The sequence below is a fragment of the Paenibacillus sp. FSL R7-0128 genome (assembly GCF_038002245.1).
Lineage (GTDB): Bacteria > Bacillota > Bacilli > Paenibacillales > Paenibacillaceae > Paenibacillus_AQ > Paenibacillus_AQ silagei.
This window is the reverse complement of sequence record NZ_JBBOCD010000001.1, coordinates 1,270,755-1,286,721: the sequence shown is the minus strand read 5'-3', so window position 1 is coordinate 1,286,721 and position 15,967 is coordinate 1,270,755. Positions and strand designations below refer to the sequence as shown.

The window sequence follows — 15,967 nt, the reverse complement described above, 5'->3', positions numbered from 1 at the left end:
TTTACCGTAGGACAATCCCCCTCATCATATCATTGTTGTATTTTAACATATTAAGGAATCACCGTCGTCCCAATCCCATTAGTAAATAGGGTATCTATCAGCTTGACCAATTCTTCCGACGACAGATCTTTGTCATTCCGTATCCACAGGCGAAACATCGACATTAGTGTGGATATGTAAAACTCAATGATATAGGGTGCTAAAGCTTCATTTGCCGGAAGGTCGACAATTAATCGTTCAAAAGGAATTTCTCTTTTCAGACGTTCAATAAAACGAACAGAACCATAGTCGCCCAAGAGGGCTTTCAGGATTGAAATTTCCTCTGCATTCTCCAGGCATTGAAGAGCATCTTGGAAGGTATGTGTGGAGAACTCTCTGCTTGCCATTTCCTCTTTAATGGATCTAAAAACACGCTCTTCCACGTAATCCAACAACTCATAGATATCCGTAAAGTATTGATAAAAGGTGCTGCGGTTATATCCTGATCGCTTTGCGATCTCTTGGATGGTTATTTTTTCAATGGGTTTCTGGCTATATAAATCGCAGAATACATTGATGAAGGTTTGTCTTGTTTTATCCGTAATTTCAGGTTGCTTATTCATTATTGGCCTCCAGTTTCTGTACACGGATTACACAACAGATTTTAAAAATCTGATGGTTGATGGTCCTATAGCGCTTCTATACAATAAATTATACAACACGTTGTTGGATAATCAACAAGGATTAATATATAGGCTCAGGAGGCTAATATGAGAATTTTATTTTTCGGCAGAGGTGTCATATCGGTCCAGTATGCTTGGGCGATGGAACAGGCAGGGCATACCGTGGAATTTTACGTTAGAGAAGGGAGGAAAGAAACTTTTGGAAGCAGCATTAAGCTTGAAATGTGGGACGCACGAAAGGGGAAGCAGCTCATAAAAGAAAGCTGGAACGTTACATTGCATGAGAAAATCAGTCCCGGTTATGACCTCATTATTGTGAGTGTCAACACGGAACAGCTTCCGGCAGCAGCACAATTATTATCGGCAGTTGCCGGGAGCACGCCTATCCTCATCTTCAATAACCTTTGGCAGGATTTGAAATCATCGATCTCGCCCCTGTCTATGAACAATGTGGTCTTTGGATTCCCGGGAGGCGGCGGTGGCATTGAGGACAACAGGCTTAGAGGCGGCTTTTTAAAAATGCTGTTTCTGGAGCAGCCACGGGCAGGCACTGAAGCTATTAACAACAAGGTCAAAGTGCTATTGGAAAGTGCCCATTTTAAAATTCGTTGGATCAAGGATATGCAAAACTGGCTCTGGAATCACTTCGCCATGAATGCGGCAATGGAAGCCGAGGTGTTGAGACTGGGAAGTTTTGCGGCAGTCTTGGATCATAGCGACTCCTTCGCAAATGTTGGCAGGAGTATGAGGGAGATGATTCCGGTAATAAAAGCCAGAGGCGGAAAAGCTGATGCGACTTCTCTGCTGCTGACTAAGATCCCGCCGGCACTGCTCGGCACGCTGTTTAACAAGGTGATTTTTGCGAAGGGCAGCTTAGCACGGCTTTTCATGGAATACAACAATAGCAAAGCAGGCTTTGCGATACATGAAGTTGTGCGGGAAGCGAAAAAGTTAGGTATAGCTTTGCCTCGGCTTGCTGCGGCTTTGGAAAATGCTAGGCAAAACATAGCAGAAGTATCCGGATAGGAAGGGTTTAAGCTATTTTTCGAAACAGAGTAATTCTGAGTTCAATCCACGCACTCTACACACGTAGAGTGCGACTGCATCCAAATTAACAAATACATAAACACAACACACTACAAAATAAGCCGGACCGCATACTTCAGTATGCAGGCCGGCTATCTCTGTTCGCTTTACTTGACTAGACCCTCACAGCATGGTGCTCTCTCTCGCTCTCCCAAGTGGACTCAGAGGCCCTTATTTCGCGAAAAATCCAACTTTTCCAGCATTCGCGGACTACAGGGCGCTTATTGATGGATATGCCACCTAAAAACGCCTCGCTGAGAGACAATAAGCGCACTACAGTCCGCCTAGCCGCAAAAAACAAGGTTTGTTTAAAAATAACGGCCCTCAGGTCCGCGAAGGAGCATGGAGCAGCAGAGTTGGGTAACCAGACGGGTTCGCTCCCTCAACAAGCGTATTTCTCAGGAGCAATACGCTGCACCTACAATCCACGACGAGGTCGCATCACTCGCCCCCATCAAGCATTCATCAACACCTGAATGCGCTCCACATCCTGGCTGAATTTCTTCGCCAGGCGGGCTTTGCCGAGGTTGGACTTCACGATCTTCTGCATCCGCTTGTCATCCGTTACTGCGAACTTGGCGAGCATGCGGAAGCCTTGCTCGGGGGCGCGTTCCACAAAGACGCTGAGCGCATATTCCAGACCCTTGGAGAGAACGCGGAATTCTTCCGCGCCGTAGCGGGTCTGTCCGGCGGCAATCTGGTCCAGGATCTCCTCAGACAGCTCCAGCGCATACAGGACATTGGCCTGCTCCTTCAGCATCGGCGGATGGGCCAGGGCGGCAACGAAGGCCCGCTGCTCCAGCGCGTTAGCCGTGCCTTTCATGCCATCGAACAAGGCGCGGAGCGCGCCAAAGTCCTGCTCCCCGATGCGCTGCAGCGCCATCGCTGCCGCCTCGCGCATCCGCCAGCGGGCATCATTCATCGCCGCCCGGCAGCGCTCCAGAATGGTCTCCTGGCGGGCAGGCTCCGCATAACGGTAATAGCTGCCCATCGCCTGGAGCGCGCAGAACGGCAGGAACTCGCGGGGATCATCCGTCGGCGCCTCCGCCTCCGTCTTGCCGGTCCACTCCACAAGCAGCTCCCAGGCTTCGCTGGCCACCCAGTCCGATGCGAAAGCATCCGCGAAGGTGGAAGCCGCGCCCAGATTCGCCCGGGGTCCCGGCAGGTTCGACTCGCCCATGAGACGCTGCTCCAGTTCCCCGAACCTCCCGGCCTCCTGAAGATCCTCATAGAAGACGTTTTTGGTTACTTTACTATTCATCTCAGTACCCCTCCATCATTTTGGAAAAGCCATCTTGATCTGCTCCTCGCAGAACTCCTTACATACATTGTTGCCCCAGAACAACCCGTGGAAACGCGTTAGCGCGATGGTGTCCTCGCGGATCTCGATCAGCCCTTCCTTCACGAACTTGTCAAACAGCTCGGGGAAATGCTCCTCCGGGAAAACGCCGAATTTGCGGCGGAACTGCTGGCGGTCAATCGCTGTACGGCGCAAGCCCATCGCCAGGAACTGATTGGGCAGATCCTCTGCCTTCACTTCGTAGCCTAAAGCAATGGGCAGGTCGCCGGATGTAATCTTTTTCACATATTCAGGGAGTAATTTCACATTCTGGTAGGCATACCCGCCCACATCACCGAACGCCCCCAGTCCCACAGAGAGCAGGTCCAGGTAATCGTCAAAATGCTTGCGGCTATACACATGATGGCCTCCCGGCCGGACGAAATCATAAGTCGATTCCACCGAATATCCCTGCGACTCCAGATAACGGCAAGCCTCTATATACATCTGCTGCTCCAGCTCAAGTCCGCCGCAGGCCGGAAGCTCGCCGCTGGCAATGCGCTTCGCCAGACCGAAGCCGGGAATAATCTTCAGCGGAAACAGCGTGACATGACCGATATCCAGCTCCACTACCTTCGCCAGATCCTCAAGCCATTCCTGCATCGTCTGGCCCGGCAGATTGTACATCAGATCCAGGCTGACGTTCGCGATGCCCGCCTCTCTGGAATCCTGAATCGCCCGCAGGGAATCCTCCCCGGTCTGAAGCAGCCCGAGACGTCTGCCCAGCTCATCGTTGAACGTCTGCACCCCGAGACTGATCCGGTTCACCCCAAGCGCCTGAAGCAGCTTCAGCTTAGCAGCGGTGAACGAGGCGGGATTGCCCTCGAATGTGATCTCTTCGATATTATGCATAGGAAGTGTAGCCTGTAGCTGCTCGAATAATGCGGTAATCTCTTCCTCGTCCAGCACGCTTGGCGTCCCGCCGCCGATATATAGCGCCTCCACTGAGCAATTGCGGATCTGCGGCGTCATCCCGTACATCTCCAGCTCGCGGAACAGTGCAGCCAGATAATCCTTGCGGGCTCCCTGCTCGTTGAACGCCTTGGGGTACGGGCAGAACGGGCAGATCGAGTCACAGAAGGGAATATGTACATAGACCAGCTTGGAGCTTGCCGCAGCTTGATTCAAGTTCATGAGTGACGGCAGCCGTTTGCTGTCCTCTGGCGACACCGGTGTGTTCCCCATGGGATAGTGCCCTATCCCGATCTCCCGGAACGGGTACACAGGCTTGTTCATTCTATCAAGTCCTTCCTCCAATTGAATTCATAAGCATATCTTTATAGATGTGGCGTGATGCGGACAGAGCATCGGTGAGCAGGTCAGCGCTGTAGTCCTTGGACTGATAGTAGGCTGGAAAAAGCAAGTTATCCTCAGCCCGGATCACCTGCTCCTGTAGAGCGATATGGTAGAGTGCGGTGTGAGGGTAGACACGAATGCCTTGGCTGGCCAGAATATACACAGGGTTCATCTGATTGACCACCTGGACCGTCTCTTGCACCGTCTCCGCATCCTCTCCCGGCCCGCCGAACAGCAGCGATACCGAATAGGGAAGCTGATAGTGTTCCAGCAGGTGTCCCAGCTCAACCAGCTGCTCCGGGGTGAATTGCTTGCCCATCCGCCGGAGCATCTGCCGTGAACCCGAGTCGGCCCCGATGTCCACGAAGCGGCAGCCGTTCTCCTTCAGCGAGCGGATCAATTCCTCCGTAACTTGAGCCGGGGTCAAGGCGCAGCTCCATTCCAGCGAGGGGCTTGTGCAGCCGATCAGCTTACAGAACTCCACCGTCTCCTCCACCTCATGATTGAATACCCCGTCTACAAAAGTGATGTTATGCACCTGATAGTCATTCTCCAGGATCTTCATATCTTCACTGAACTGCTCCGCAGGAATCCGGCAGGCACCGGCATTCATGTAGCCCTCCGAGCAATAGATGCAGTGCCGGCTGCAGCCTCTGGAGGCCTGGTAGCCCATCGAGGCTTTTTTGATGCGGGGGTTCGGGATAAAATACTGCGGAGCGAACAGCGGCTTCGGCGGAATACGGCTGTACACCGGATGATAGGCGGGATCTGCATTACGTACCGTGCCTGTCTCCGGGGCCTGACCCCGCTCGATCTCTCGGGCCAGCCGTACCGCTTCCGCTTCGCCCCCGCTCCCCTTGATGCCGTAATCTGCCCCCAGCTCCTTCACCAGCTCGCCCGGCATCACCAGCATTGCAGCCCCGCCAAGCAGTACCTTGGCTGAACTGCAAGTACGGCATACCTGCATGACTTGCTGTATAAAAGCGTGATAGCTCTCCGGCTGCTGGATCACCTGATTATCGATGTTGCGCACCGAGAGGCAGATCAGATCTGCTCCGTTAACCCGCAGCTCCTCGCGCAGCGCCTCCAGTGGCTCAGCCATAAAGGCCAGATCCAGAAAGCGTGTCCTGAATCCGGCAGCGGTCAGAGCCGAGTAGACCATCCCCGCCCCGACGGGAAGGACTGGCAGCGGCTTCAGCAGTGTATTCGTAGACACCACCAGTATTCTCATGCTTCACTCCACCCGCTCTTCCTCTTTCATATGAACATCCAGTCCGGGTTACGCTCCCGGTACGGCGCACAGATGCTGTTCGCCTGCTCCAGACTCAGCTGCGGAGACATGAAGAACTTCGGATGGAGCAGATCATCCGGCTCCGGCGAACCTGCATAGCTGTACATATCGGTGGACGGCAGAATACGGATGCCGAACAGGCCGAAGATGCGCTGCACCGCAAGCTCCTCCATCAGCTCCAGCGTCTCGTGCAGGGTCTCCGGCGTCTCCTCCGGCCCCCCGATCAGCAGGCAGAAGCTGAAGTCCAGCGCCTGATCGCGGCAGAGCTGGACCACCGACCGGATCTCGGCCTGCCGGAAGTTCTTCTTGAACGACCTGAGACAGATATCGCTGCCTGAATCGATGCCGAACTCCACCTCCGTACACCCGGCCTGCTTAAGCAGCCCGGCGAATTCTGCCGTGAAGAACCGCGGATTCAGGAAGCAGCCCCAGGATAACGGAAGTGTCCGCCCGATCAGCTCCCGGCAGATTTCTTCGGCATGCTCCAGGGGATAGTTGAACACACTGTCCACGAAATCAAATGAGCCGATGTCATACTGCACCACCATCTGCTCAATCTCATCAGCCACCCCCTTAGGCGACCGCAGGCGGACGGCCCGGCCCTCCAGTGACGGGTAAGCACAATAGGTACAGCTTAGCGCACAGCCCCTTTTGGTCAATACATTATGACGGACCCTACGGTCCACATCATAGCTGTGCAGAAACCCGCTGCGGCTGGGAAAATACTCCTGATCCAGCTGTTCAGGCGCATACGGCGACCAGTAATTCCATTCCCCGGCCCTTGTCCTGAACATGAGCCCGCTTACTGCGGATGGCACCTGCCCCGCTTCCAGCTGGCTAAGCAGCTCCACGATACTGTCACAGCCGTCACCGACAATGCCGTAATCGGCTCCCGTCTCCTGCAGCCACTGCCGGGGCAGGAGCGAGAAGCCCGCCCCGCCCAGAATGATTCCGGTCCTGCTATTCCATTCCCGCACCCAATCCACCATCAAGCAGACCTGATCCACGAAGCTCCGGGGATACTGCATGCAGCAATTATCCAGGTTACGGATCGACAAGCCGATGTAATCGGGCGCATAGGCGTTAAGGTAATTCGTAACGGCCTCCCGGGTGTACTCCAGCTGAGTCATGTCCAGCATGCCTGCCTCCCAGCCGGAAGCGACAAGACTGGCGTGAATATAGCTAAGACCCAGCGGGAATACAGGGGGCCGCTTCTCCGTATTCGCCGAGATCAGCAGCACTCTGCCCATGCTCACTCCCCCTTAAGAAAAGTGAGCGCGGCAGCAGCTACGTCTTCGCCCGCCTCAAGAAACATAAAGTGTCCAGCTCCTGGAACCGAATGCATCCGGGAGTCCGGCAAATACCGGTTCAGCTCCAGGGCCTTGTGCAGCGGCGTAATCCGGTCCGCCTCCCCGGTAATAATCAGCGATCTCTGCCGGATGCCCTGAAGAATCGGCCGGAGATCGGGATGCTTGATCTGAATCATCAGACGGTGGGTCGCGGCAGGCAGCCGGGACCAGCCCTCCAGAATCTGATGCTGAACCTCCTCATGGCCCTCGGTGAAAAAATACGGAACCGCCGCCGCATTCGTCTGCCGCACAGCATCCGGCGTGATCTCTTCCCCGTGCTCCGGCCGCTTGAACGGAACCGCGAAGGTGGCGGCGGCCCCCATCAGCACCAGCTTCTTCACCCGGTCCGGCTCACGGGCGGATAGCAGGAGCGCAAGCGTGCTGCCCAGGGAATGCCCGATGATCGAGACCTGCTTCAGCCCCTGCTCATCCAGCAGCCTGAGAATATCATCAACCATGTCCTCCAGGGTGAAGGCCGGACCGGCGTATTCCGATTGGCCGTGTCCGCGCAGGTCCGCGCGGATCACCTGGTAATGAGGCTCCAGTGCCCGGGCCAGGTCCCCGAAGACGAGCGAAGAGTCCCGGTTGCCGTGCAGACACAGCACGGCCTCCCCGGCGCCCTGCCGGCTATAAAATAAAGGTATCCCCTTAGTCTTCAGCATGTAGTGTGTATCCTCCCTTGAACTTCCCGGCCGGGCCGCTCATACGACAGCTTCCTCCAGATAGTCCACGACCCGGTCTATATCCCGGCCGTCTGCTTCATCGACTGCAAACAACCTCCACTCCCCGGGGCTTCTGCCTACCAGAATAGCCGGCTGTCCAGGCGCCAGGGTGCAGCGTGAGGCCAGCTTATCCTCCCAGTCATAGTAGAGCATGAAGCCGGGAACGGTCTGGCTCGTCTTCTCCTTCACGAATTCATGCGTGATGAAGTGGGGCAGCTGCCCGACTCTTGCAATCAGCGCACAGTCTGCGCTCCCGCCGAACTGCTGCTCCAGCTGTTCCAGCAGCGGCCCGCAGCGGAGGCTGGCCTGCTGATCGCCGATAACGAAGATGCGCGGGTGAATCGAAGCCAGATCACCGAGCGTAACCTCCTCATCCCGGACGTCCTGCACAGTGAAGGCAGACCAGACTTCAGCCTGCACCCCGCGTTCCTGGCTCGGCTCCATAGGGTCCTGGCTCGGCTCCATAGCATCCTGCCCCCCGCTTCCCTGCTCTCGCCCTGCCCCCGACTGCCCGGGAAGGTCGAAGTATGAGAAGCCCAAGGAGGAGGCTACCCGCATCCCAACCGCCCGGGCCATCATCTTCGCCTCTTCCGCTTCTTCAATCGGCTTGCTCCAGGAGCGCTTGCGGATACCCGGCTGGCCGTCATATTCAATCAGGCTGATGCCCGCGCTGGCAATCATCGACAGCTTGATCGCCGTGAAGCAGGGCATCAGCGAGGCCAGCGCCCATTCATGCCCCGGTCCCGCTGCGACAACAATCTGTCCGGCGACCTTGCCCTTGAACGCTTTGCCCTTCACTCCGGCCACCCGGTCGTAATTGTAGTACTCGAAGTCCAGATCCTCGTCGCTGCACGGCTCGCAGCGGTCGATCCAGTTCTTCCAGACGGCCGGAAGCGAGAGCGCATAGACCGGGGAGGCGAAGACGAACCCGTCCGCCTCCTTCAGCTTGTCGTACAGCTCCGTCAACTGGTCCTCCGGGTCCTTCAGCAGGTGGCAGTGCTTGCCGTTCATGCAGTTGCCGCAGCCGTCACAGGGCAGAATGTTGTAATCATTCAGCCGCAGCAGCTCCGTCTGCACCCCCTGCTCCGCTGCGGCTTCAAGCGCAACGGAGAGCAGATATTCGCTGGAGCTGTGATGCTTCTTCATGGACCCGGCAAGCCCGATGATCTTCTTCATCCGGCTGCCTCCTCTAAGTCCAGCTCAGCCGTATCGAAGCCCAGTGCCCGCAGATCGCTAAGCGCGAACATCCGGAAGTCTGCCGGGGTGCACAGTACATTGGCCTTGGCGACATCCTGCCGTAAGACCTGGGCACTTCCCCGGGCAGCCGCCAGCTCCTCGGCCTTCTTCCGGATCTCAGGCCCGGCCATATCGCGGATGAACTCAGGCTTGCGCCCAATGACCGCGCCCAGAAGACTCTCGCCCTCCGCGCTCCAGACTGCCTTCGCCCCGGCCGCTGACCCGAAGAAGCTTCCCGAAGCGAGCGCCGCGAACAGCTGCTCGAATTCCTTCAGCGCTTCATCTCCAGGCTTCGCCATGGACACGGTCCGGCTGGCCCATTCAGCACAGTAGCCGCACTTGTCACAGTCCATCCGGTCGCAGCGCTTCGAGCGGAAGCCCTCCAGGAAGCCTTCCATACTCTTGTTGTCGATGCTGGCCTGGAAGCTGAACAACAGGCGGTAGACCTGTCTCATTTTGTCAGACGGTGCGAAATCCTCCTTGATGTTCTTCGAGAAGTTCGGCATTTCGAAGTCAGCCTCGGCCATCCGCGAATTAAGCAGGCTAAGCAGGTTCCCCTCATACTTCCGCTCGGAGTAGGACTGCGCAGTCGCGGCAATCTTCTCCGTGGTCTTCATCCGCTCGGTCAGCTTGAACTTGTGGTAGCCCAGCTCTTCATAGATATACATGTCCTCCGGGCGAATCCACTGCGACTTCAGCAGCTCCTCCGGGTGCTGGAGCTTACGCTCCGTACAGCGCAGCATATAGTAATCCAGCGCGAAGCCGTCCGTCACATGGTTACACTGCGAGGCATGGCTCTGAAAGTTCGCATGATTCTGGCGCATCGGGCAATCCAGCATACAGTCATTGGTCGCAATGAGCTGATAGTCGAGGCGGGTATTCTTGCTCAGGCTCTCCAGGAAGGCGAAGTCACGGTTCCGGCTCTCGGGCAGGGTAATCTCGCTGACACCCTTTTCCTCGAAATACCGGGCTTGTCTCAGCGTATTCACATTAGCAAAGGTAGACAGGCTGATCTTCACATCCGGCAGCGCGGTGCGCACCATATCAATCAGCATCGGGAGCGATACCGTCACATATTCCGGCTGCAGCGTGCCGATCCATTCCAGCAGCTCGCGCAGGCGGTAATGGAAATCCTTCGTGGTCTCCAGGTTATCCAGACAGGTAGCGTTCAGCAGATAATTGAACTTGAACCCGTAGGCATGCAGCAGCTTCACATGCTCCTCCACCCTCGCCCGGTCTATGGTTGGCAGTGCAAAGGTTGGTCTTCCGCCGCCCACCAGATCTGAGGACAGCTTGCCATAGAAAACATCCACATGCGAATCCTTCAGCAGGATAGGCAACCGGTCATCAAAGTTCGTGCCGACAGACAGCTTCATCCCTTCAGCTCCTCTCCGGCAGCCTCAGCCGGCTTTTGTCCGCGTGCCAGCTTCACACGGCTCTCGAAGGTCTGCTGGTTCGCTTCCGAGAAGAATTCCTTGCAGACGTTGTTGCCCCAGACAATACCTCTCGCGGACAGGCGGATCTCATGCTCATCCGTTTCCAGCAGGCCTTTGGCTACCAGCTCATCGATCGTCGTACCGAAGACCTCCTCCGGCTGGAATCCGAACATGCCGGTGAAATCCTTCCGCTTCACGGACAGCATCCGCAGGCCCTTGGCCATCATCCCGTGCATCGCTTCCAGATCATCCGCCTGGCTGGCGATGAAGACGGACAGGAGCTGCTGCTGGAGCCGGTCACTGTACTCCTGGATATCTCCCTGGTTGATATACATCAGCTTATTGACATAACCGAAGGCGGCCGGGCCGTGCGCGAACAGATCCTTCTGCTGGGTATAGTACAAGAGGACATGCCGGTCCTCGAAGCCCGGCTTGGCGAAATCCCACACGCTGTACTGGACATAACCCTCTTCCTGCAGCAGCCGCTTGGCTTCCAGGTACATATCCACTTCCAGCTCGACACTGCCGGTAGGGGGAATCTTGCCTTCCTTGATCATTTTGAACAGGGCAGTAAAGGGTACTACACACAGAGAGAATACCGTGATATGGTCAATGCCCAGACGTACCGCCGTACGGACATCCTCTAGCCATTCCTCCATGGTCTGCTCAGGCAGGTTGTACATCAGATCAATCCCGATGTTCTCGAAGCCCGCCTCCTTCGCTTCCTCCAGCACCTCGAAAGCCCGCCGGGAATCATGGCTCATCCGCAGATGATGCCCCATCTTGTCATTGAAGGTCTGGATGCCGATGCTGATCCGGTTCGCCCCCTGGGCGCGGATGGCCTGCATTTTCTCCAGCGTCAAGGTTGCCGGACTGCCCTCGAAAGAGATCTGCGCATCCGGCGTCACCCGGTAATTCGCCTGGACACTCTTTAGCATCTCCACCATCCGTTCAGCCGACAGAGCCGAAGGCGTTCCGCCCCCGAACGTCACTGCACTGATCGTGGACTGCGAACCATACGGGGAAGAGGCATAGATGCCGATTTCGGCCTTGACGGCCTCCATGTACTGCTCCACCTGCTTTTCCTGATAGGCCATCTTGTTGAAGGGGCAGAAGATGCAGACCGAGGCGCAGAAGGGAACATGGACATAGACTGCGCCAACATTATGCGCCGGCGGCTGGTCACCAAGGCCCATTGTTCCGTAAATATCAGCCGGGGTAACCTCGGTCACAGGATTGGGATAGTGGGACACACAGATAGGATCTCTATGGGGATAGACATTGTAGAAGGATTCACGGGTTGTGGTCTTAACGGCCATGATGAACACCCCGCTTGGCTTCCACAGCCGACAATGCCGCAGCAAGGCCCGAGGAGACCGCCTCAATCCCTGCCACCGGCAGACAATTCATCACGGTCTCTGTCACTTCCTCCGCGCTCGCACCCAGCTCATAAGCCTTCAGCGCATGCAGCCGGATGCCGTAGGTAGAACGGTCTGTAACTACGCAAGCCAGCCGGATCAATTCCCGCACCTTAGGCTCAAGCGTCCCCGTATCCTCAATCGACTTGCACATGCTATCAAAAGCGGCCCCTACCTGCGGATTAACTCTCATCAACATATCGCTCATCAGCTATACCCTCCTTATGATTGAACCGATTGTACCGGGCGTCCCTTAGCCAGCTTCATCCGGTGCTGCAGCCCGTAATCCGCATATTTCGCGGAGAAAAATTGCTTGCTCACATTGTTGCCCCATATAATGCCATCCTCGGTCAGGCGAATCCCTTCGGCATCCTGAATCAGCAGCCCGTCCTGCACCAGACGCTCTATCGTCTCCGGGAACAGCTGCTCCGGCTCCTGCCCGAACATCTTCACGAACTCCGCACGGTTAACGGACAGCATCCGCAGACCCTTGGCCATGGCCCCATGCGCCAGCTCCCGCTCATCCGCCTTCTCTCCGCAATTGACCGGCAGCAGCCCGTCCTGCACGCGGGTCATATATTCATTCAGATTGCCGCTGTTGATATACATATAGCCGTTGATAATGCCAAAAGCAGCCGCGCCGATCCCGATCATATGCGCCTGCTCCGAGAAGTATAGGGTGGCGTGCCGGTCCGTCTTGCCCGGCTTGGCGAAATCAATGACGCTGTACTGCTCATACCCGGCTTCCAGCAGCATCTCCTTGGCGATGGTGTACAGCTCGATCTCCCGGTAGACATCCCCGATGCCCGGAATCTTCCCTTCCGCTATACGCGAAGCAATCTGCGTATGCGGCACCACACAGAAGGAAATCACACAGATATGGTCAATCTCCTGCTCGATGGAGGTGAGAATATCCGCCCGCCATTGATCCAGCGTCTGACCCGGCAGATTGTACATCAGATCAATCCCAACATTCTCAATACCGCTGTTACGCGCATTCTTCACTAACGCGAACGAGTCCTCCACACTGTGGTACAGTCCCAGCACCTCGGCCAGCTCCTCCTGGAAGGTCTGCACGCCCACGCTGATCCGGTTCAATCCCTGCAAAGCCAAGGTCTCCAGCTTGTCCGCCGTGAAATTCCGGGGGTTGCCTTCGATGAAGATCATGGCATCGTCGTCCACACGGAAGGACTGCTTCATATATTGCAGGAGTCCGGTCAGCTCTTCCGAGGACAGGCAGGAGGGTGTCCCGCCGCCGAGATTAATAGACGAGACGGTAATGCTGCTGCCGAACGGCGTAGCTGCATAGCTGTCCATCTCCTGCCGGACAGCGGCCAGGTAGCGGTCCACCTGATCCTGCCGCTTCAGATAACGGTTGAACGGGCAGAACGAGCAGGTCGCATCGCAAAAGGGAATATGCAGATACAGCGCCACCGGCGTATCCTTGGTATTCACCTGATCCAGCTCCATCAGCGACCGGACCTCAGGCTCTGTGTGCTGTGAGACAGGCACCGGATAATGCGAGACGCAGATCGAATCTCTCTCCTTGAACATTTCAACGTATGGCTTCGCATTATTCATATGGAGCGGTCTCCCTTCATTTGGATTGCAGCATCCGGCCTGCATATGGAGAATCTTCGGACGGCTCCACCGGGATGCGGCGGATTTCCATAGTCATCTGGTTGCGCATATCCGGGCAAGCCGAGTGTACAATATTGCCCTCCGGGTCCCACGGCAGCTTCGCATCCATGTTCAGCGCCAGCAGCATCGGGAAGACCGCATGAAAGGCCGTTCCGCAGAGATTGCCTGCGTTCAGCGGGGAGACCTTCATGATATCCCCTTCCTTATGTCCTGCTCGGCAATGCCCCTTAACACCCGTAACCTTAAGCTCAAATTCATAATTCATCCCTAATTCCTCCTCATATAATATGTGATTCGTTTCACTTGCAATGAAATGCGCTACTCGATAATCGCTACTGCCCGTACCCAGGCCGCACCGGCCTGCCTGATCTTGATCGGAAAGCAAGCCACCTTGAACCCGTACGGTACCGGAATCTGCTCCAGATTCGCCAGGCGCTCCATGTGGCAATACGTCTGTTCTCTGCCCCAGAAGTGAGCAGGGAACAGATAGGCGTTATCCCCGGTCCGCTTATAATCGCTGATCATATGCTTAAACGGACGGTCGAACCCGTAGCTGTCGATGCCCATCAGCCTGATGCCTTGGCCGGTCAGGAATGCCGTAGCCTCCCTGCTCATCCCCGGATAATCCGTGAGATACTTGGAGGTCCCCCAGTGCCGGTCCGCACCTGTACGGATCAGCACAATATCCAGCGGCTTCAGCTGGTAACCGATCCGCTCAAGCGCCTGCTCCACATCCTGCTTCTCAATCGCCCCGCCCGCCTGGATATGGGTGAAATCCAGCACCACTCCGTCGCCGAAGCACCACTCCAGCGGCACCTCGTCAATGGAGGCTGCCAGCGCTCCCTCACTCCTGGAGCCGAAGTGCAGGGGGGCATCGAAGTGGGTTCCGGTATGAGTGGACGCGGTGATCATCTCCATATTCAGGAACTCTTCGCCCGGGAAGTCCTTCCGGCTCCCGTCGAATTGGCGGGCGAAGCGGTCCGCCCCCTCCTGATGGCCGGTCTGCTCGAACCCGTATGGGGCCAGCTCGCCCGGATTCTGCTCCATAGGCACACTTAAATCTATGAACTGAACTGCCATGTCCTCACCTACTTCATAATTCTGAGTGCGTTGCGTCCCAGGATGTTCTGAACATCCTCCCGTTTGATCTCCTTCACCCCCATCATCAGCTTCATGGGCAGCGGGATCACTACCTTTTGCATGTAATTCAGCACCTCGGCGATGTTCGGGGTAACCGTCCAGTCCGAGCCCCAGAGGATCTTGTGGCTGCCGCAGACCGAGATCATCTTGGCCAGCTCCATCCGGAATACCTTCGGATTATTGTGAATCAGGATATTGGCAACCGCCGTGATCGTCACATACATATTGTCGTGTCTGCCGACCATGTAATAGCACAGGTCATTCCAGGGATGGCCCATATGCTCCACAATCAGGGTCAGGTCGGGAAAATCCACAGCAACATCATCAAGCAGTATCGGGTAGTTATGCTTCATCCGAAAAATACTGCCCGGCGTAATCCCGGTATGCACGCTGACCGGAACGCCCAGCTCGCTGCACCGCTCATACAGCGGATACAGCAAATCCCGGTCATTCAGGACGAAGCCCCCGTAATCATTGGGGTTCAGCTTGAAGCCCTGCATGCCCAGCGTCTTAATGGCATAATCCAGCTCCGCCAGCGCCTCCTTCCCCTTATAGGGATTGACGCTGGCGAAGCCGCGCAGCTTGTCGGGGTGGGCGCGGACCGCCTCGGCGATTTTCTCATTGGACAGCACCTCATAGCCGTAGACATCCTCGAAGCTCAGCTGATGAACCCAGCTCATGGCGATCTGATTCTCGTCCATACAAGCAAGGTAATCCTCCAGCATATTGTTCTCATCCACGAAGCCGTCTCCGCCAGCGCCCACCATCTTTTTCAGATATTGCAGGTCATCGAAGCCCTTCTGCTTCTTGTAATCCGGGACGGTCCCGGCCGCGGCCAGGCTAAGCTCCAGGCTCTTATTCTCCTTGACGGCGAAATGGGCATGGGTATCTACAATCACAAGATCACTCTTCACGTTTGTCTTCTCACCACTTTGCTTAGAATTGGTATTGCCTAGAAGGGAGGTCAGACCTCTCTGTGCCCGATCTCCGGCCTGGGGGCCAGCGGCGCTGTAGCGAAGACCAGCTCCAGCTCGCCCGGACCCTCATTGACTACCCGGTGCCGCTCACCTCTCCGCGCAATGAACAGGCTATTCTCCCGGATGGCATGCGGAATATCCTCAATGAACGCCGTTCCCCGGCCCCGGACGACGTAGACATTCTCTTCGCCGTAATCATGAAGATGCTCCTTGATCTCTTCTCCCGGCTGGAGCAGGACATGGCCCATGATCAGCTGGGTGGACCCGACTGTCGCCGGACTCGCCAGTACGCGCATCTGTCCTCCTCTGGAATGAACCACCGGCACTTCATCCATATGGACCACTGTTTTCGTGTAGACCTGGTTCATACTGCA

16 protein-coding genes are annotated in these 15,967 nt (G+C 56.3%); 1 reads left to right on the top strand and 15 read right to left on the bottom strand.

What is annotated here, in order from left to right; genetic code table 11:
• Positions 1-50: 50 nt before the first annotated feature.
• Positions 51-602: a TetR/AcrR family transcriptional regulator gene (locus NST26_RS05305; RefSeq protein WP_339313030.1), complete on the bottom strand. Its 552-nt coding sequence runs from the start codon at positions 600-602 to the stop codon at positions 51-53.
• 147 nt (positions 603-749) lie between these two features.
• On the opposite strand from NST26_RS05305, the gene NST26_RS05300 reads away from it, so the two are divergent.
• Positions 750-1,688 carry a ketopantoate reductase family protein gene (locus tag NST26_RS05300; protein WP_340978739.1) on the top strand — a complete coding sequence of 313 codons (939 nt, stop codon included), beginning with the start codon at positions 750-752 and terminating at the stop codon, positions 1,686-1,688.
• A 514-nt stretch (positions 1,689-2,202) separates the two neighbouring features.
• On the opposite strand, the gene NST26_RS05295 is transcribed toward NST26_RS05300, so the two are convergent.
• Genes NST26_RS05295 through NST26_RS05230 form a run of 14 tightly spaced genes read right to left on the bottom strand, consistent with a single transcriptional unit; the run spans position 2,203 to position 15,961 of the window.
• Positions 2,203-3,009, bottom strand: a complete 807-nt coding sequence (locus NST26_RS05295) for a hypothetical protein (RefSeq protein ID WP_340955568.1) — start codon at positions 3,007-3,009, stop codon at positions 2,203-2,205.
• Positions 3,010-3,024: 15 nt separating this feature from the next.
• Positions 3,025-4,323 carry a radical SAM family heme chaperone HemW gene (gene hemW / locus NST26_RS05290; RefSeq protein ID WP_340955570.1) on the bottom strand — a complete coding sequence of 433 codons (1,299 nt, stop codon included), beginning with the start codon at positions 4,321-4,323 and terminating at the stop codon, positions 3,025-3,027.
• 4 nt (positions 4,324-4,327) lie between these two features.
• Positions 4,328-5,614, bottom strand: a complete 1,287-nt coding sequence (locus NST26_RS05285; protein WP_340955572.1) for a B12-binding domain-containing radical SAM protein — start codon at positions 5,612-5,614, stop codon at positions 4,328-4,330.
• Positions 5,615-5,640: 26 nt separating this feature from the next.
• Positions 5,641-6,924: a B12-binding domain-containing radical SAM protein gene (locus NST26_RS05280; RefSeq protein ID WP_340955577.1), complete on the bottom strand. Its 1,284-nt coding sequence runs from the start codon at positions 6,922-6,924 to the stop codon at positions 5,641-5,643.
• A gap of 2 nt (positions 6,925-6,926) precedes the next feature.
• Positions 6,927-7,685: an alpha/beta fold hydrolase gene (locus NST26_RS05275; protein WP_036723297.1), complete on the bottom strand. Its 759-nt coding sequence runs from the start codon at positions 7,683-7,685 to the stop codon at positions 6,927-6,929.
• Positions 7,686-7,724: 39 nt separating this feature from the next.
• On the bottom strand, positions 7,725-8,921 hold the full coding sequence (locus NST26_RS05270) for a flavodoxin family protein (protein WP_340955579.1): 1,197 nt from the start codon (positions 8,919-8,921) through the stop codon (positions 7,725-7,727).
• Complete coding sequence (locus NST26_RS05265) at positions 8,918-10,357, bottom strand: U32 family peptidase (protein ID WP_340955581.1); 1,440 nt, start codon at positions 10,355-10,357, stop codon at positions 8,918-8,920. The genes NST26_RS05270 and NST26_RS05265 overlap by 4 nt, the downstream gene beginning before the upstream one ends.
• Positions 10,354-11,736 (bottom strand): radical SAM family heme chaperone HemW, encoded by a 1,383-nt coding sequence (gene hemW, locus NST26_RS05260; RefSeq protein ID WP_340955583.1) that lies wholly within the window; start codon positions 11,734-11,736, stop codon positions 10,354-10,356. The genes NST26_RS05265 and hemW (NST26_RS05260) overlap by 4 nt, the downstream gene beginning before the upstream one ends.
• On the bottom strand, positions 11,726-12,043 hold the full coding sequence (locus NST26_RS05255) for a carboxymuconolactone decarboxylase family protein (RefSeq protein ID WP_076079596.1): 318 nt from the start codon (positions 12,041-12,043) through the stop codon (positions 11,726-11,728). The genes hemW (NST26_RS05260) and NST26_RS05255 overlap by 11 nt, the downstream gene beginning before the upstream one ends.
• 14 nt (positions 12,044-12,057) lie before the next feature.
• Complete coding sequence (gene hemW / locus NST26_RS05250) at positions 12,058-13,416, bottom strand: radical SAM family heme chaperone HemW (protein ID WP_340955585.1); 1,359 nt, start codon at positions 13,414-13,416, stop codon at positions 12,058-12,060.
• 16 nt (positions 13,417-13,432) lie between these two features.
• The gene (locus tag NST26_RS05245) at positions 13,433-13,741 is read right to left on the bottom strand and encodes a TIGR04076 family protein (RefSeq protein ID WP_036723289.1); all 309 of its coding nucleotides are present in this window, start codon (positions 13,739-13,741) and stop codon (positions 13,433-13,435) included.
• A 53-nt stretch (positions 13,742-13,794) separates the two neighbouring features.
• Positions 13,795-14,556, bottom strand: a complete 762-nt coding sequence (locus NST26_RS05240; protein WP_340955588.1) for a cyclase family protein — start codon at positions 14,554-14,556, stop codon at positions 13,795-13,797.
• 8 nt (positions 14,557-14,564) lie between these two features.
• On the bottom strand, positions 14,565-15,530 hold the full coding sequence (locus tag NST26_RS05235) for an amidohydrolase family protein (protein WP_076079592.1): 966 nt from the start codon (positions 15,528-15,530) through the stop codon (positions 14,565-14,567).
• Between the two features lie 50 nt (positions 15,531-15,580).
• A complete protein-coding gene (locus NST26_RS05230) occupies positions 15,581-15,961 on the bottom strand; it encodes a cupin domain-containing protein (protein ID WP_036723287.1) in 381 nt (126 codons plus the stop codon).
• Between the last annotated feature and the right edge of the window lie 6 nt (positions 15,962-15,967).